Origin of the sequence: Streptomyces sp. NBC_01454 (genome assembly GCF_036227565.1) — a bacterium.
Classification (GTDB): domain Bacteria; phylum Actinomycetota; class Actinomycetes; order Streptomycetales; family Streptomycetaceae; genus Streptomyces.
Genome location: NZ_CP109460.1, coordinates 8,262,595 through 8,279,642, shown reverse-complemented (window position 1 = coordinate 8,279,642; position 17,048 = coordinate 8,262,595). Strand labels below are relative to the sequence as shown.

The window sequence follows — 17,048 nt, the reverse complement described above, 5'->3', positions numbered from 1 at the left end:
ACTTTTGGAGGAACCTCATGCGGGAGATCGTCAGCGCTGCCTTGTCGGAAGATGCGGTGGGTGCGGATTTCGCCGCATTGCCGGTTCCGCAGTCCTACCGCGGTGCCGTCGTCCTGCGGGACGAGTCGGAGATGTTCCAGGGTATGGCGACCGCCGACAAGGAACCCACGAAGTCGCTCCGCGTGCGCGAGGTGCCGACTCCCGAGCCCGCTCCGGGCGAGGCTCTCATCGCGGTGATGGCCAGCTCCATCAACTACAACACCGTGTGGACCTCCATCTTCGAGCCGATGCCGACCTTCGGCTTCCTGCAGCGGTACGCGCGGTCCCACGAGCCCGGCGCGGACCGACACGATCAGCCGTACCACGTGGTGGGTTCCGACCTGGCGGGCATCGTGCTGCGTACCGGACCCGGCGTGCACCGCTGGAAGCCGGGCGACCGGGTCGTGGCGCACTGCCTGTCCGTCGACCTGCAGTCCCCGGACGGGCACGACGACACCATGCTCGACCCGGAGCAGCGCATCTGGGGGTTCGAGACCAACTTCGGCGGGCTCGCCGAGCTGTCCCTTGTCAAGTCCAACCAGCTCATGCCGATGCCGAAGCACCTCACGTGGGAGGAGGCCGCTGCCTCCGGACTGGTCAACTCCACCGCCTACCGGCAACTCGTCTCGCGCAACGGTGCGCAAATGAAGCAGGGCGACGTGGTTCTCGTCTGGGGCGCGGCGGGCGGCCTCGGCTCGTACGCCACGCAGCTCGCTCTCAACGGCGGCGCGACTCCGGTGTGCGTCGTGTCCGGAGAGCAGAAGGCCGAACGCGTCCGGTCCCTGGGCGCCGAGCTCGTGATCGACCGGGCGAAGGAGGGGTACCGGTTCTGGAAGGACGAATCCACGCCCGACCCCAAGGAGTGGAAGCGCCTGGGCTCCCACATCCGGGAGCTGACAGGGGGTGAGGACTCGGACATCGTCTTCGAGCACCCGGGCCGGGAGACCTTCGGCGCCAGCGTGTACGTGGCGCGGCGCGGCGGCACCGTGGTCACCTGCGCCTCGACGTCCGGGTTTCGGCACGAGTACGACAACCGCTATCTGTGGATGTCGCTCAAGCGCATCGTCGGCAGCCACTTCGCCAACTACCGGGAGGCATGGGCGGCCAACCGTCTCATCGGCAGGGGGATGATCCATCCGACCCTGTCCACGGTGTACCCGTTGTCCGACGTCGGCATCGCCACGCAGGCGGTGCACCGCAATCAGCACGCCGGCAAGGTCGGGGTGCTGTGCCTGGCGCCCGCGGAGGGGCTCGGCGTCCAGGACGAGGCGCTGCGAATGCGCCACCTGGCGGGTATCAACCGCTTCCGCCGGCACAGCCACAGCAGTTGAGGCTCGGCGCCGGTCGGCCGCCACGCATGACGAGAAGGAGACAGAGATGGCGTTTGCGCGTGTGCACCTCGACGAGTCGAAGTGCGTCACCTCGGGGCAGTGTGTCCTGACCGCCCCCGAGGTGTTCGATCAGCGGGAGAAGGACGGTGTCGCCATTGTGCTGACCGACTCCCCCGCCCCGGAACTGCGCGGCAAGGTGCGGGAGGCCGCGGCCGGCTGTCCCGCGGCGGCGATCCGGCTGGTGCACCGGCAGACGCCCCCCGGCGCGGGTGATCGGTCACCGATTGAGGGGGCATAGGGGGGTTGTCCGACAGTGCGGCGGACCGGCACGTTTGTCAACGTGACCGCACCGTACCGCTGCCGGGGCGGCGGAGGACGGCAGCGAGCGGATTCCTGACCCCCCGCGTCGTAGCCCAAGGTCCCGTTTCCGAAAAGCCGCCGCTTCACCTTGCCGACAGCGGCCCAGCGGCAGCCACGTTTCCCTTGGGACCGGCCGGCTGCCCGACGCCGACAGACATACTCACTCACCGAGTACGGAGCATAAAGAAATTGGCAGCCAACAGTTCTCTCCCAGCCGAGCCGCTCACCGACGACATCCCGCTCTCCCTGTGGGGACGGAACGATCTACGGGTGCTGCCATGGGAACGCGATCCGATCGACCTGGGCTTCCACTCCTATACGTATCTGGTCGGATCCGACTCGGACATGTATGTCGCCAAATGCGTGCCCGCCGCCCACGGGCCGAAATTCACGAGCGGCCTCAAGGTGGCCTTGGTGGTCGAGGACCACGGCATACCTGCCGGCGGGCCACTGCCGACCGTCAAGGGCGAGGTCACCGCCTACCACGGTGAATGGTGCTGGGCATTGCTGCGTCACCTCGACGGCGGGCGGGCCGACGAGAATGATCCTGTGCATATGCGCCGGGCCGGCGAGACGCTGGGAGCCGTCCATACCGCACTGGTCAACACCCCTCCTCCGCCGGACATCCTGAGGTGGGACGAGCTGGACGGAATGATGTTCGCTCAGGCTCCGTTCCTCGAGGACAAGCCATGGATCCAGCAGGCCATGCGCGAGGCGCACGAGGCGGTGTTCGGCAAGCTCACGGCGGGTCTCCTCCATGCCGACGCCAGCATGAACACGTTCCGCGTGAAGCCCGATTCGATGGGGCTCTTCGACTGGGGCGAAGTCATGTACGGCCCCTTCCTCTTCGATGTCGCCACTGCCCTCAGCTATCTGGACAAGTCCGTGGACGTCGGCCCGCTGCTGCGGGGATACATGGCGAAGTCTCCGGTGCCCCCATCGGAACTCCCTCTCATGGGAGCGCTCCTGAAGTTCCGGGCGGCCGCGGAGGCCTGGATCTACGCCAGACGCGAGTGGGTGGGCAACAACATCGGGAACCTCGGAGATCTCAGCAATGCGAACCTCCTCGACCGGGCACGGAAGAACCTCGCGTCGGCCGAGCAGGACGGCGAGCGCTTCCTGAGCCAGTACGCATGAGCACCCCTGTATCCGGACCGACAACGCCTCATTTCCTACGCTAGGAGACTGAACACACATGTCGCAGCTCTCGTCCGAACTCCCCTCTTTCCCCATGCCCAAGGCGAAGGGCTGCCCCTTGGACCCGCCCCCCGAATACGCCCGTTTGCGGTCGGACCGGCCGGTCGCGAAAGCGCGGCTGTGGGACGGCAAGGAAGTGTGGCTGATCACCGGGTATGACGAGATCCGCTCGATCTTCACCGACCCCCGCATCAGTGTCGACAACACGCAGCCCGGTTATCCCTGGCTGAGTGAGCAAGCGCGGACCGTCGTGCTGACCGGCGGCGTGAAGCCGGTGGGCCGGATGGACCCGCCCGAGCACACCGCCATGCGGCGCATGCTGGGCCAGGGATTCCTCGTCAAGAAGATTCAGAACATGCGTGGCGACGTGGAGGCCCTCGTCAACGAGCTCATCGACGACATCCTCGCGGGTCCCCGGCCGGCGGACCTGGTGCCGGCATTGGCGATGCCGGTTCCATCCACCGCGTTGGGATGGGTGCTGGGTGTTCCCCCGGCCGACCAGCGCCTCATCAGCCTGGTTCCCCGGCTTTTCGACGAGGACTCCGGGCTGGAAGGCGCCATGGAGGCGCGCAACGAACTGTTCGCGTACATAGATGAGTTGATCACGCACCGGGAGAGCGAACCGGGCGACGACATCATCAGCCACCTGGTCGGTTACTACCAGAAGAGCGAGCTGTCGCGAGTCTCCGTGCTCACCCAGTCGGTCACGCTGATCGCGGCGGCACTCGACACCACCAGGAGCATGATCACCAACGGGATTCTGGCGCTGCTGCAGCATCCCGAGCAGGCGAAGGCACTGATCGACGAGCCGGACCTCGTACCGGCGGCGGTGGAGGAACTCCTGCGGTACACGGTCGTCACGGAGTTCTCGTCCAAGCGCGTGGCGGCCGAGGACATCGAGATTGCGGGCGAGACCATCAAGGCCGGTGACGGCATCATCTGCCTGATCAGTGCGGGGAACCGGGACGAGAAGATCTTCACCGATCCCGACACCCTGGACATCCGGCGAGACGCCAAACAGCACTTGGGCTTCGGGGCCGGCATCCACACGTGCATCGGGAAGCAACTGGCGCGCATGGAGCTGGAAGTGGTGTACGGAACCTTGTTCCGCCGTATACCCGATCTGCGGCTGGCGGTCCCCTTCGACGAGTTGGTCTTCCGCAACACGTTCGACGTCCAGGGCGTCCGAGCGCTTCCGGTCACCTGGTGAGGTAGTTGCAGGCAGCACGGGGTGCGGGGGTATGCCCCGGAGAGACCACCGGACATCCCGCAAGAAGGCGTCCCGGCACGGCTCTTCACGGGTGGTGAACCACGTCCCCGACGAGCAGTGGGACGGATTCGTGGACACGCCGGCCGATCTCAAGCGGGAACCGGGTGGGTTCTGAGGCCATGTCCCCGGTAGCCGTGGTCACCGGCTGTTCCAGCGGTATCGGCCTGCGCACCGTGCCCGCCCCGGTGCGCAAGGGTTTCCACGTCGTCGCCACCCCCATGGGCGACGCCGCGAACCGGCCGCCGCCGGAACTGGCCGCGCCCGAGGTCACCGTGCTGCCGCTGGACATCCGCTGCGACGACTCGGTGCGCGCGTGCGTGAGTGCGTGAGTGCGTGAGTGCGTGAGTGCGTCGAGAAGGCCGGCCGGTCGACGTCCTGGTCAACAACGGCGGCCTCGCGCAGTTCGGCGCCGAGGGCTGCGCCGAGACGCTGCGGCGGGAGCTGCGCGGGTCGTGGCGCGGGTGGCGGCCCGCCGGCCGGGCCGGTTGCGCCACCCGGTGGGCGTCGACGCGTGGACGCGGATCGCGTGGCGCGCGGCCCTGCCCTGGCGGCTCCGCGAGCGCGTGGCCAGGGCGCTGGTCGGGCTGCGGCCCTGATGAATCGACCGAGGAAAGCCGTCATGATTGAAGAGATCACCCCTGTCAGATCCATGCCCCGGGCCTGGATCGGCCGCTACTCCCTGGCCTGGCTCGGGCTGTGGATGGCCTATCTGGTGCCGCAGCAGTTCGCGCTGCCCGACCAGCTGGCCCGGATCGACCCGGCCGGCCGGATAGCCGACTTCGGCGTCATCAACGCCGTGTGCGGCGTCGTCGCCCTGGTCACGCTGCCGCTGTTCGGCACGCTGTGCGACCGGACGCGATCCCGGTTCGGCCGCCGGCGGCTCTGGGTCGCCGGCGGCGCGACGCTGTTCGCCTGTGGCCTGGTCGCCACCGGCCTGCAATCCGACTGGACCGGGATCGGCCTGTCCTGGCTGGCGTGTTCGATCGGCTTCTGCATGGCGACCGTCGGTTTCACCGCGCTGGTCGCCGACCAGGTCCCCGAGGCCCAGCGCGGCACCGTCTCCAGCGCGATGTTCGGACCGCAGACGATCGGCGTGGTGCTCGGCCTGTTCTGCCTGACCGCGATCCCCAGCGACCTGCCGCGCTACCTGCTGCTCGCGGCGGGCGTGCTCGTGCTGGCCGCGCCGTTCGTCCTCAAGCACCGCGACACCGCCACGACCCGGTCCGACGGTGGTGGCGGCCTCCGCGAGTTGGTGGCCAGCGTGCGGAACAACCCCGCGTTCGCCTGGACCTTCGGCACCCGGGTGCTGATGAATCTGGCCAACGCGCTGGCCACCAGCTACCAGCTGTACTTCATCACCGACGAGCTGCGGGTGGCCGACCCCGAGCAGGAGCTTCTGCTGCTGACCCTGGTCTACCTGGGGTGGACGCTGGTCTCGGTCTACGCCTGCGGGATGCTGTCCGACCGGCTCGGCCGGCGCCGGGCGTTCGTGGCCTGGGGCGCGACCGGCCAGGCGCTGGGCTGCGCGGTCATCGCGATCGCGCCGGGTGTGGGCACCGCGCTGGCGGCGACGTCGCTGTTCGGCCTAGGCGTCGGCGCCTACCTGGCCGTCGACCAGGCGATCATCACCGCGGTGCTGCCGGCGGCCGAGAACCGCGCCCGGGACCTGGGCATCATGAACATCGGCTTGTTCGGACCGCAGACGCTGGGGCCGCTGCTGGCCAGTCTGGTCATCGGCGCGACGGGCGGGTACCAGGTCCTGTTCGCACTGGCCGGGGTCATCAGCCTCGCCAGCGGCCTGCTGATCTACCGCGTGTCCTCGGTGCGCTGAGCGCGCCGGCCCCGACCGTCCTGACTGGAGTCCACCGATGTTCCGTCCGCTGCGGGTGTTCGCCGACGTGCCGTCGCTGCGCGCCCTGCTCCCGCTGTGCCTGATCGCCCGCGTCCATCTGAGCGCGCTGCTGGTGGCCCTGTCCTTCCTCGTCGCCGACTGGACCGGCTCGTACACGATCGTCGGCGCGGTCAGCGGGGACATGGCCATCGCCCAGGCGGTGGCCGGCACGCTCCGCCGGCCCGAGCCGGCCGAGGCGTACCAGGTGTCCCCGGTGTCCGAGGTGGACACCGGGGCGCAGGGGTGATCGCGATGCGGGTTGTCGTTCTCGGGGTGACCACCGGTCTCGGCGGACGGCTCGCGTCCTACCTGCTGGCCGGCGGGGACACGCCGGTCGGACTGGTCCTGCGGGACAGCGACGTCGAGCGCATGCGGGCCGCCCACATCGAACCGTTCCTGCTCGACACCGACGGATCCGACCTCGACGTGCAACTGAAACGGGCCTTCCGCGGCGCGGACGCCGTCGTGCTGGCGGCGGGCACCGGCACCGGTCCGGGCTCGCTCGGTGCGGCGGTGTCCTCGCCGGCGGCTCAGTTGTGCGCCGCGGCCCAGAACTGCGGCGTCCGCCGGTTCGTCATGGTGAGCGCGCACCTGCCCGGCGCCAGGGACCGCGCCGCCCTCGGCGACCAGCTGGACGCCTACCTGGCCGAGAAGCGGGCCGCCGAACAGGTGGTGCGCGAGCAGGACTTGGACTGGTGCGTGCTGCGCCCGGGCATGCTGACCGACGATCCCCCGCTGGGGACCGTGCGGGCCCGCCCCGACGGCGTGCCGGCGGTCGGCGACGAGCTCTCCCGTGGCGACTGCGCCGATGTGGTCCGTACCGTGTTGACGCAGGAAATCAAGGGTGTGTGGCACGCCACGACCGGATCGACGCCCATCGAGCACGCATTTCGCGTGTGATTTCCCTTTCAGTCTCCCCGGGGCTTGCGAGATGGTGTCATCTTGCCGCCCCGGGGAGTTGCTTTCCCTGGCCGAGCGCGTGTTCCGGGACAACGGACATTGCGACCGATCTGCTGCGCTCGACCGTGGACTACTGCCAGGACCGTGTCGCGGCGGACTCGATCTACGCGATCCTGCACCGGGAATGCTTCGCCCTGTTCCTGGACGAGATGTTCGCCGGCCTGTTCACCGGCCTGTTCACCGATATCGGCCGCCGCTCGGGGTGCCGCCACTGATCGTGGCGTGGTGCTGGTGCTACAACGCCTGGAGGGCCTGTACGACCGGGAAGCGGTCGACCGGTTTCTTGTCCACGATTCCTCCTGACGCACACACCTGACTCACACAGGGAACGGCTGCTGATCATGCTCCAGCCGGATTCTCGCTGCCGTTGCCAGAAAGAGATCATTGGATTCCCGAGCGCCAACGGTGACCCGTACTCCTTCCTCGGCAAGTACCCGCACCGCGATGCCGGCACGTGCACAGACGCCGGCGAAGTCGGCACTGCGCTCGCGGAGCGGGAGCCAGATGAAGTTTGCCTGGGAGCGTGAGATCGGCCAGCCCTGCTCGATCAGGGCGTCCTCCATCCGGTGCCGCTCGGCAACGACCACGTCAACCCGCTTCATGACGTCATCTATTGCGGCCAAGGAAGCGATGGCCGCCTCCTGCCCGATCTGGCTGACCCCGTAGGGCGCCATCATGCGCAGCGCCGCCGCGACGGGTTCCGGGGCGATGGCGAACCCGATTCTCAATCCGGCCAGGCCGAATGCCTTGGAGAAGGTCCGCAGCACGGCGACATTGGGGTACTCGCGGCATACGGTGGTACCGTCCGCCGCGTCCTTGTCACTCACGAACTCGGCGTAGGCCTCATCCAATACAACGAGCACGTCCTCGGGGACGCGGTCGAGGAACTCCGCCAATTCATCCCGGCTCACTGCCGTGCCGGTGGGGTTGTTGGGGGTGCAGATGAAAATCAGCCGTGTCCGTTCAGTGACACGCTCTGCCATGGCGTTGAGGTCGTGATACCCCTCGTTGGTCAACGGAACCCCGACCCCGGTCGCGCCGCAGATGGCCTTGGTGATGACGGGGTAGGCTTCGAACGACCGCCAGCCGTACATCACCTCGTCCCCTGGGGCGGCCATCGCTTGGATGAGCGACTGGATAACGCTCACCGACCCCGCGCCGGCTGCGAATCGAGTGGGCGGCAGGTCAAACCTGCTCGCCAGCGCGTCAATCAGCCGTTCGCAGCCGAGATCAGGGTAACGGTTGAACCGCCCGGCGGCGGCGATCGCCGCATCCAGGACACCGGGCAGCGGATCGTACGGGTTCTCGTTCGCTGCCAGCGGGTGCATGACCTCCGGAGTGGGCACACCGCCCGATCGGCTCGCCGCGTGAACGGCAATGGAGTGCAGTTCTGGACGCGGCCGTGGTCCTCGCATATCAGAACACACCTTCCCTAAGATCGACATAACGTGGAAGATACAAAATGGAACTCTTGGGCAAGGGGGATGGACGCTTGCGCAGGTCGCAAGTCCTTACTATTCCAGTCGAGTTACCGCCACAGTGCTCCACGCTTACGGCCCCGACCCGGCCGAGATTGCCGGATGGCGGGAACTCCCTGCTAGACGGCAGCGATCTGTCCCACGGAAACCGGACGTTGGCATACCGGAGACGCGGACGGTTCAGGATTCCGCTCGCTTCCGCACGGTGGAATGGGCACGCGGCCGACGACGTCCGGTCCTGACGGGCCGGTCGCTTTCACCCCCCGCCGTCTGAGCAGCGATACCGTCAGATCTTGTCAACAGCCTGCCGGTCGGCCTCATTGCCGGGCAACCCCTATGAACCCCTCAACCGGTTGGCCGACCGTCGGCATGGGGGGCTAATCATCCAGCGGCCGGATCGCCGAGCGGTGCTGGCGTACTGCCACGAGGTAATACGGGACTTCGCACTTGACGGGGTGCGGTGGTGACGGTCGTGCACTGTGGTGGGCGCCCGGTGAGTATCCGGTAGCACACAGCACGCCGGCACTGCACCGAACCGGTATGCCCGCACGGCTCGTTCACCGAGGCTGGGCTCCGGCGTTCCGGGCCAGGTCCCCGCCGGGCTCGAAGCGCGCAACGCCTTCGACTTCCGGAACCGAGCGAACCCACGCCTGCGCTCACGCCGTGCTACCACCCGGCGGAGCCGGCGGCAGGCGGTGGCAGGCGCACCCCCCCCACTACATTCGAAGACCCGTCATACCGGGAGCCTCCGGTCGGCCTCGCCGGCGGGCAACCCCTATGCCCCCCTCAAGCCACGTACTGCCGACTGCGCTTTCCCGTCTCTGTGGGAATTCGCTCCGCGGTCACGACCGATTTCCTTGCAGCGCATTACCGACCCAGGAGTCGCCGAACTGTAGCCCTGGGCACCGCATTCGGGGGTGATAGGGGTGTCGCGGCCAGGACCCTCTTGCTTGAGTTGTGCGGTATGACAGCAGGAATTCAGCGCGTCGTCGTCGTGGGTGTGGCCCGCCAGGAGGAATTCGGTGTCGCTCCGGCGTCGTCGGCGCTCTGGGCCGCGATCGAGGACGCCCAAGTGGTCCCGTCCACCCGCAGCCGCGTGGTGGTTCTGCTCGCACGGACGGACGAGGAGGACCTGTCGGACCGGGACGAAATCCCTGGTGTGAGCGTGCGTTCTCCGCAGGACTCCGGCCAGCTCTTCGCGGCGGCCGAGACGTGTCTGCGCGCAGATCGCCCCGCACTGGTCGTCGTCCGCGACGAGACCAGCAACGTAGCGGTGGCGCTGGCTCTGGAGACGGCCGGTGCCGAGCACTACGGCCCGCTCTCCGACGATGCCGAGGAGCGCGTGGCGCAGCTGCGCGCGCTCAGGCCCCGGGACCGCACGAGCACCCCGGATGCCACGAGTGCCGGCACCGTCCCGCTCCTGCTGTCCGGGCGTACCGACGCCGGTCTGCGCGCCCATGCCGGCCGTCTGGCGGGTCACCTCCAGGAGCGTGCGGACATCTCCCTGGCCGACGCCGCCTTCACCCAGGCCACGGCCCGCACGCTCTGGCCGCACCGGGCGATGGTCACCGCGGCCGACCGGGATGGTGTCATCGCGGCCCTTCGCGCGGTGGCCGAGGGCCGCGCGAGCGACGCGGCGGTACGGGCCGGGAGCGGTGGACCCCAGTCCGCGGTGTTCGTCTTCCCGGGCCAGGGCGCCCAGTGGGTGGGGATGGCTCGCGAACTCGCCGCTACGGCCCCGGTCTTTAGGGACAAACTGGCCGAGTGCGCGCGGGAGTTGCGTCCGTTCGTGGACTTCGAGCTCGACGACGTGCTCTCCGGGGCCCTCCCGCTGGAGCGGGTCGAGGTGATCCAGCCGGCCCTGTTCGCCGTCATGGTGTCGCTCGCGGAGCTGTGGCGGTCGAACGGCGTCACGCCCGCCGCGGTCGTGGGCCACAGTTTCGGCGAGATCGCGGCGGTGACCGCCGCCGGAGCGCTCACCCTGGCGGACGGCGCGAGGCTGGTCGCCGCCGTCAGCAAGGCACTGGCGCGGCTCCAGGGCAACGGAGAGATGGTCGCCGTGGCGCTCCCCGCCGAACAGGTCACCGAACTGGTCGCCGAGTGGGATCTGGACCTGGACATCGCGGTCGTCAACGGCCCTCGCTCGACGGTCGTCGCGGGTACCACCGAGTCCGCGGCAGCCTTGATGGAGCGGCTGCGCGCCCGGGACGTGCGGGCCACACTGCTGCCCATCGGGATCGCCGGGCACTCGCCGCGCATGGAGCCCGCCCACGAGTACCTGGTCCAGGAGGCCGCGGCGGTACGGCCGCGCGCCACCGAGATACCCGTGTACACGTCCACTACGACCGATCCGCTCGACACCGGCGACCTGGACGCCGAGCACTGGTTCCTCAGCCTTCGCGAGCCCGCCCGGTTCCAGCAGGTCATCGAGGCACTGCTCGGCCAGGGCCACCGGGTGTTCGTGGAGCTCAGCCCGCACCCGGTGCTCGCCCTGTCGATCGAGGAAACCGCCGCGCACATCGGCCGGGACGTCGTCGTCCTCGAAACGATGCGTCGTGACGACGCGGGCCACGACCGCTACCTACGCGCCCTGGCCGAGGCACACCTGCACGGCGTCGCCCCCGACTGGAGCACCGTCCTCCCCGACGCACGCCGCGTCACGCTGCCTCCGTACCGGCTCGACCTGGACACTGAGGACGCCGCCGGCAGCGGCGGCACCGACCCCGGCACCGGACTGCGCGAGCGGCTGCTGGAGTGCGCCCCGGCACAACGCATCGACGAGACCATCCGCCTCGTGGCGGACGCCGTGGCCGCGCACATCGAGCCGTCGGCGACGGCCATCGGCGCGGACGAGGCGTTCCGGTCGCTGGGGGTGGACTCCGCGGGCGCCCTCCGGGTCCGCAACCGGCTGGTCGAGATGACAGGGCTGCGGCTGCCCGTGTCGGTCTTGTTCGACCACCCCACTCCGCGCGCGCTGGCGGAGGAGCTGGTGCGCGCGGTGCTCGGCGGCGACGAACCGGCCCCGGCCGCGACAGCGCCGGCCGACCCCGACGAGCCGATCGCCATCGTCGGCATGGCCTGCCGGTTCCCCGGCGGGGTCGGCTCCCCGGACGAGTTGTGGCAGCTGGTGCACGAAGGGCGCGACGCGGTCGCGGCCTTCCCCGCCGACCGCGGCTGGGACCTCACCGCGCTGTACGATTCCGACGCCTCGCAGCCGGGCACCTCGTACCAACGCGAAGCCGCCCTGCTCGACGGCGTGGCAGAGTTCGACGCCGCCTTCTTCGGCATCTCCTCGCGTGAGGCGCTGGCGATGGACCCGCAGCAGCGGCTGCTCCTGGAGACGTCGTGGGAAGCGCTGGAACGCGGCGGAATCGACAGCACGACCCTGCGGGGCAGCCGGACCGGCGTGTTCACCGGCGTCATGAGCCTGCCGTACGGCAGGCCGCTGCACCAGGCACGGCCCGACCTCGAGGGCTATGTGATGACCGGCACCACCTCCAGCGTGGTCTCCGGCCGGCTGTCCTACGTCCTGGGCCTGGAAGGTCCCGCCCTCACCCTCGACACGGCCTGCTCCTCCTCATTGGTGGCGCTGCATCTGGCGGGTCAGTCGCTGCGCCGCGGCGAGACCGACCTGGCCCTGGTCGGCGGGGCGACGGTGATGGCCGAACCCGGCCTGTTCATCGAGTTCAGCAGGCTCCGCGCGCTCGCGCCCGACGGCCGTTCCAAACCGTTCTCCGCCGATGCCGACGGCTTCGGCATGGCCGAGGGCGTGGCTGTCCTGGTGGTGGAGCGGCTGTCCGACGCGCGGCGACTGGGCCATGACGTGCTGGCGGTGGTCAGGGGGAGCGCCGTCAACCAGGACGGCGCCTCCAACGGCCTCACCGCGCCCAACGGCCCCGCCCAGCAGCGGGTGATCCGGGCCGCGCTGGACAGCGCCGGCCTCCGCGCGGCGGACATCGACGTGGTGGAGGCGCACGGCACCGGGACGCGGCTGGGCGACCCCATCGAGGCAGAGGCGCTGATCGCGACGTACGGGAGCGACCGCCCCGCCGAACGGCCGTTGTACGTCGGGTCCTTGAAGTCGAACATCGGGCACGCGCAGGCGGCGGCCGGGGTGGCCGGGGTGGTGAAGATGGTGCAGGCGCTGCGGCACGGTGTGATGCCGCGCAGCCTGTACGCGGACAATCCGACCAAGGAAGTGGAGTGGTCGTCGGACACGGTCGAGCTGCTGGCCGAGGCGCGCGAGTGGGAACGCGCCGACGGCCGCCCGCGCCGGGCCGGTGTCTCCGCCTTCGGGATCAGCGGGACGAACGCGCACATCATCCTGGAGGAGTTCGCGCCGGAGACTCCCGAGACCTCCGAGGGCACGGAGTCCGCCGTCCCCTGGGCGGACGTGGCGGTGCCGCTGGTGCTCTCCGGCAAGACCCCGGACGCCGTACGCGGGCAGGCGCTGGCGCTGCGGAAGCACCTCGCCTCGCACCCGGAGCTGCCGCTGCCGCACGTCGCCCGGGAGCTGACTACCTGCCGTACGACGTTCGAGCACCGTGCCGTGGTCACGGGCGACCGGGAGGGGGTACGGGCCGGTCTCGGCGACGTCTCTCCGGTGCTCGCCGGGTCCGGACAGGTGGCGGCCGTGTTCTCCGGCCAGGGTGCGCAGCGCGCGGGGATGGGCCGGCAACTGGCCGAGCACTTCCCGGTGTTCGACGCGGCCTTGGAGGAGGTGTGCGGCCACCTCGACGCGGAGCTCGGACGTGGACTGCGGGAGGTGATGTGGTCCGGAGATCCGGAACAACTGGGCCGGACGGAATTCGCACAGCCCGCGCTGTTCGCGTTCGAGGTGGCGCTGGCCCGGCTGTGGCAGTCCTGGGGCGTGTCGTTCACGGCCGTCGTCGGCCACTCGGTGGGCGAGATCGCCGCCGCCGCCGTCGCCGGGGTGCTGACGGTGCCGGGCGCGGCGCGGCTGGTGGTGGCCCGGGGGCGGCTGATGCAGTCCCTGCCCGGCGGGGGCGCCATGCTCGCCATCGCGGCGGGCGAGGAGGAGGTGACGGCCACGCTGGGTAATTCCGCGCTCGTCGGCATCGCCGCGGTCAACGGGCCCGGGGCGGTCGTCGTCTCCGGTGCCCGCAAGGAAGTGGCACGCGTGGGCGAGATCTGGCGTGAACGCGGCCGGCGTGTCGCCGAGCTCCGGGTGAGCCACGCCTTCCACTCACCGCTCATGGAGCCGATCCTCGACGAGTTCCGCTCGGTGGTGGAGGAACTGAGCTTCCAGCCGCCGACCGTCCCGATCAGTGCCACCGCCGACTCCGCCCACCCCATCGACACCCCTGCCTACTGGGTCGACCACGCGCGCAACGCCGTACGGTTCGGCGACGCGATAGAGCGGCTTCCTGAAGCCGACATCCTGATCGAGGTCGGCCCGGACGCCGCCCTGGCCCCGCTGATCGAGACCGGTCACACCGTCCTGCCCAGCACCCGGCGCGGCCGGTCCGAGACGCACTCCGTCCTCACCGCGCTGGGCCAGGCCCACGCCCATGGCACCGACGTCGACTGGGCCGCCCTCCTGCCGCCCGCTCCCCGCACCGACCTGCCCACGTACGCCTTCCAGCGGCAGCGCTACTGGGACTCCGCGTCGGACACCCTCGCCCGGGTCTCCGCGGGAGCGGATCCGCAGCCGCACCCGATGCTCACCTCGCGCACGGATCTGCCGGGTGCGGGCGGCCTGCTGCTGTCCGGCAGGCTGGCACCCGGCAGCGATCCGTGGCTGTCGCACCACGTCGTCATGGGCACGATGCTGCTGCCCGGCACGGGCTTCGTCGAGCTCGCGCTCGAAGCGGCCCGCGCGGCCGGCGCCGGGTCGGTCGACGAACTCGTCCTGCGCGCGCCGATGGTGTTCGCCGAGGGCAAGCCCCGCGACCTCCAGGTGTGGGTGGGGCCGGGCCAGGACGGCGAGCGTGAACTGCAGATCCGAACCAGGGAGACCGGCGGCGACTGGACGCTGCACGCCACCGGTCTCCTCGCGGCGCGGACCGCCGACACCGCAGGTTTCAGCGACGGTGACTGGACCGGCGGGGTCTGGCCCCCGGCCGGTGCGCGGCAGCTCGTCGGCCGCTCCTTCTACGAGGAGCTCGCGGCCCGTGGCTACGAGTACGGCCCGGCTTTCCGGGGCACCAAGGCCCTCTGGGAGCGTGCCGGCGACCTCTTCGCGGAGGTCATGCTCCCCGAGAGGCAGCCGCGCGGGTTCGGTATCCACCCCGCACTGCTGGACGCCGCCCTGCATGCCCTGCCGATCACCGGCAGCCTCTACGAGGCCGGCGAGGTCCGGCTGCCGTTCTCCTTCAACAGCGTGTCCCTGTTCTCCTCGGATGCCCGGCGGCTGCGGGTGCGGATCCGGGCGGACGCCGACTCCGCCGCCGTGTGGATCGCGGACGACGCCGGGTCCCCCGTCCTCGCCATGGAGGGCCTCATCTTGCGCTCCATCGAGCGCGCACAGCTGGAGACGGCGGGGGCGACCGGCCGCACCGGGTGGTTTTCCGTGATGTGGCGGCAGTTGGGGCGGGTCGCCACCACCGACCGGGTGCCCGGGAACTGGCTCCTGCTCGGCGAGGTGCCCTCGGCGCTCGGCTCCCTCTTCGAAGACCCGCTCACCGCCGCTTCCTGGGACCGCTCGACCGCGCCGGACGGGGTGCTGGTCGGCGCCGGACGCGCGGAGGATCTGCGCGCCGCCCTGCACGAGGTCGCCGGGCGGCAGACCGGCCCGGTCTGGTGCGTCACGAGCGGTGCCGTCGCAGTGGGGACGGCCGACCCCGCCGCCGACGTGCGGGCGGCGGGTGTCTGGGGGCTCGGCCGGGTCGCCGCACTGGAACTGCCCGACCGCTGGGGCGGACTGGTGGATCTGCCCGAGCGCATCGACGACGCGACCCGACGGGCCCTCGCCGGGATCCTCACCGGCGACGGCGACGGTGATGGCGATGGCGCCGACGACGCCGCCGAGGACCAACTCGCCCTGCGCGACGGACGTCTGTGGGCTCGCAGGCTCGTGACCGCGCCCGCGCCACAGACCGGTACCTGGACGCCCAAGGGCACTGTGCTGATCACCGGCGGGACCGGCGGTCTCGGGGGGCATGTCGCCCGCCGGATCGCCGAACAGGGCAGCGCCGATCGCATCCTCCTCCTCTCCCGTCAGGGTTCGGCGGCCCCCGGCGCCACCGAACTGCTGGAGGAAATCTCCGCGTTCGGCGCCAGGGCGGATGCCGTCGCCGTCGATGTGACGGACCGTGCCGCGATGGGCGGTTTGATTGCCACCCTGGCAGCAGAGGGGACCCCCGTGCGCACCGTGGTGCATGCCGCGGGCGTGGTCCGGGACGTACGGATCGTGAAGACCGGGGCCGAGGAACTGGCGGCCCAGATGGCGGCCAAGGTCGAAGGTGCCCTGCTGCTGGACGAACTGCTGCCGGACCTCGACGACTTCGTCCTGTTCTCCTCCATCTCCGGGGTCTGGGGCGCCGCGGGCCAGGCCGGGTACGCCGCGGGCAACGCCTGCCTCGACGCGCTCGCCCGGCGCCGGCGCGAGCAGGGCAAGCCCGCGGTCTCCGTCGCCTGGGGGCCGTGGGCGGGCGGCGGCATGCTGACGGAGCACGATGAACGGGAACTGCGCAAGCGTGGTCTGACACCTCTCCTGGTGCCTGCCGCTCTCCAGGCCATGGAGCAGAGCATCATGGCCGACAGCACGTGGGACCCGGTGGTGGCCGACCTCACCTGGTCGCGCTTCCTGCCTGCGTTCACCGCGTCCCGGCCCAGTCCTCTGCTCAGCTCGTTCGAGGAAAAGGCCGCCCCTGAGTCCCTGGCACCATCGGACGGCCGGCGTACCGAGGGCGCGACGCAGAACCTCACGCAGCGGCTCGCCGCACTGCCGGACGCCGAACGGCTCCCCGCCCTGACCGAGGTCGTGCGGACCCATGTGGCGGCACTCATCGGAGAGTCCGGACCCGAGCGGGTCAGTCCCGACCGTGCGCTCAAGGAGATCGGGTTCGACTCCCTGATGTCCGTTGAACTGCGCAACAGGTTCGCCGGTCTCATCGGCGTCAAGCTGCCCGCCACGCTGGTCTTCGACCATCCGACGCCGAACGCGCTGGCCCTGCATCTTCTGGGGCACCTCGACCTTGGCGATGCCGGCGCCGCGCCGGCCGAAAAGCCGCTGCTGGAGGTGGTCGAGCACATCGAGAGCAGGGTCCTTTCCCCGCTCACCGACACCTCCACCCGCAAGGCCCTGGCCGGCCGGCTCACCGAGCTGCTGGACCGGCTGGCCGCACTCGACGCCAGGCCGGTCGCCGAGACGGACGGGCTCGCCTCGGCCAGCGCCACCGAGCTGATGCAGTTCATCGACACCGAGTTGGGGGACATCTGACCCCGGGCGGCTCCGTCGGCCTCGCCGGCCCCGGGCGGAGCCGCCACCGATCCCTGTGCCACCACTCCTGTTCCCGTCGCGCCCTGTTCCGGGCAGACAGCCGCGAAGCCGATAGGTG

Annotated in this window: 11 protein-coding genes; 10 read left to right on the top strand and 1 reads right to left on the bottom strand. The window is 70.3% G+C overall.

What is annotated here, in order from left to right; translation table 11 throughout:
• Window positions 1-17 precede the first annotated feature (17 nt).
• From ccrA to OIU81_RS36290, 9 genes are all read left to right on the top strand, one after another.
• On the top strand, window positions 18-1,370 hold the full coding sequence (gene ccrA, locus OIU81_RS36330; RefSeq protein WP_329154687.1) for a crotonyl-CoA carboxylase/reductase: 1,353 nt from the start codon (window positions 18-20) through the stop codon (window positions 1,368-1,370).
• A 46-nt stretch (window positions 1,371-1,416) separates the two neighbouring features.
• Window positions 1,417-1,668 carry a ferredoxin gene (locus OIU81_RS36325; RefSeq protein ID WP_329154685.1) on the top strand — a complete coding sequence of 84 codons (252 nt, stop codon included), beginning with the start codon at window positions 1,417-1,419 and terminating at the stop codon, window positions 1,666-1,668.
• Window positions 1,669-1,919: 251 nt separating this feature from the next.
• Window positions 1,920-2,867, top strand: a complete 948-nt coding sequence (locus tag OIU81_RS36320; protein WP_329154683.1) for a phosphotransferase enzyme family protein — start codon at window positions 1,920-1,922, stop codon at window positions 2,865-2,867.
• A gap of 58 nt (window positions 2,868-2,925) precedes the next feature.
• Window positions 2,926-4,137: a cytochrome P450 gene (locus OIU81_RS36315; RefSeq protein WP_329154681.1), complete on the top strand. Its 1,212-nt coding sequence runs from the start codon at window positions 2,926-2,928 to the stop codon at window positions 4,135-4,137.
• A gap of 179 nt (window positions 4,138-4,316) precedes the next feature.
• Window positions 4,317-4,526 carry an SDR family NAD(P)-dependent oxidoreductase gene (locus OIU81_RS36310; protein WP_329154679.1) on the top strand — a complete coding sequence of 70 codons (210 nt, stop codon included), beginning with the start codon at window positions 4,317-4,319 and terminating at the stop codon, window positions 4,524-4,526.
• Window positions 4,527-4,816: 290 nt separating this feature from the next.
• Window positions 4,817-6,028 (top strand): MFS transporter, encoded by a 1,212-nt coding sequence (locus tag OIU81_RS36305; RefSeq protein ID WP_329154677.1) that lies wholly within the window; start codon window positions 4,817-4,819, stop codon window positions 6,026-6,028.
• A gap of 37 nt (window positions 6,029-6,065) precedes the next feature.
• Window positions 6,066-6,335 (top strand): hypothetical protein, encoded by a 270-nt coding sequence (locus tag OIU81_RS36300; RefSeq protein ID WP_329154675.1) that lies wholly within the window; start codon window positions 6,066-6,068, stop codon window positions 6,333-6,335.
• Window positions 6,336-6,340: 5 nt separating this feature from the next.
• Window positions 6,341-6,988 carry an NAD(P)-binding oxidoreductase gene (locus tag OIU81_RS36295; RefSeq protein ID WP_329154673.1) on the top strand — a complete coding sequence of 216 codons (648 nt, stop codon included), beginning with the start codon at window positions 6,341-6,343 and terminating at the stop codon, window positions 6,986-6,988.
• A 125-nt stretch (window positions 6,989-7,113) separates the two neighbouring features.
• On the top strand, window positions 7,114-7,263 hold the full coding sequence (locus OIU81_RS36290) for a hypothetical protein (protein WP_329154671.1): 150 nt from the start codon (window positions 7,114-7,116) through the stop codon (window positions 7,261-7,263).
• A gap of 102 nt (window positions 7,264-7,365) precedes the next feature.
• Here OIU81_RS36290 and OIU81_RS36285 read toward each other — a convergent pair whose 3' ends face one another.
• On the bottom strand, window positions 7,366-8,463 hold the full coding sequence (locus OIU81_RS36285) for a histidinol-phosphate transaminase (protein ID WP_329155603.1): 1,098 nt from the start codon (window positions 8,461-8,463) through the stop codon (window positions 7,366-7,368).
• Window positions 8,464-9,490: 1,027 nt separating this feature from the next.
• Between OIU81_RS36285 and OIU81_RS36280 the strand changes: the two genes are divergently transcribed.
• Window positions 9,491-16,930, top strand: coding sequence for an SDR family NAD(P)-dependent oxidoreductase (locus OIU81_RS36280; protein WP_329154669.1), 7,440 nt, complete (start codon window positions 9,491-9,493; stop codon window positions 16,928-16,930).
• Window positions 16,931-17,048 lie beyond the last annotated feature (118 nt).

Bases quoted from the DNA above. Each gene is read 5' to 3' on its own strand.
- ccrA (WP_329154687.1), top strand. From the start codon at position 18: ATGCGGGAGATCGTCAGCGCTGCCTTGTCGGAAGATGCGGTGGGTGCG.
- OIU81_RS36325 (WP_329154685.1), top strand. From the start codon at position 1,417: ATGGCGTTTGCGCGTGTGCACCTCGACGAGTCGAAGTGCGTCACCTCG.
- OIU81_RS36315 (WP_329154681.1), top strand. From the start codon at position 2,926: ATGTCGCAGCTCTCGTCCGAACTCCCCTCTTTCCCCATGCCCAAGGCG.
- OIU81_RS36310 (WP_329154679.1), top strand. From the start codon at position 4,317: ATGTCCCCGGTAGCCGTGGTCACCGGCTGTTCCAGCGGTATCGGCCTG.
- OIU81_RS36305 (WP_329154677.1), top strand. From the start codon at position 4,817: ATGATTGAAGAGATCACCCCTGTCAGATCCATGCCCCGGGCCTGGATC.
- OIU81_RS36300 (WP_329154675.1), top strand. From the start codon at position 6,066: ATGTTCCGTCCGCTGCGGGTGTTCGCCGACGTGCCGTCGCTGCGCGCC.
- OIU81_RS36295 (WP_329154673.1), top strand. From the start codon at position 6,341: ATGCGGGTTGTCGTTCTCGGGGTGACCACCGGTCTCGGCGGACGGCTC.
- OIU81_RS36285 (WP_329155603.1), bottom strand. From the start codon at position 8,463: ATGCGAGGACCACGGCCGCGTCCAGAACTGCACTCCATTGCCGTTCAC.
- OIU81_RS36280 (WP_329154669.1), top strand. From the start codon at position 9,491: ATGACAGCAGGAATTCAGCGCGTCGTCGTCGTGGGTGTGGCCCGCCAG.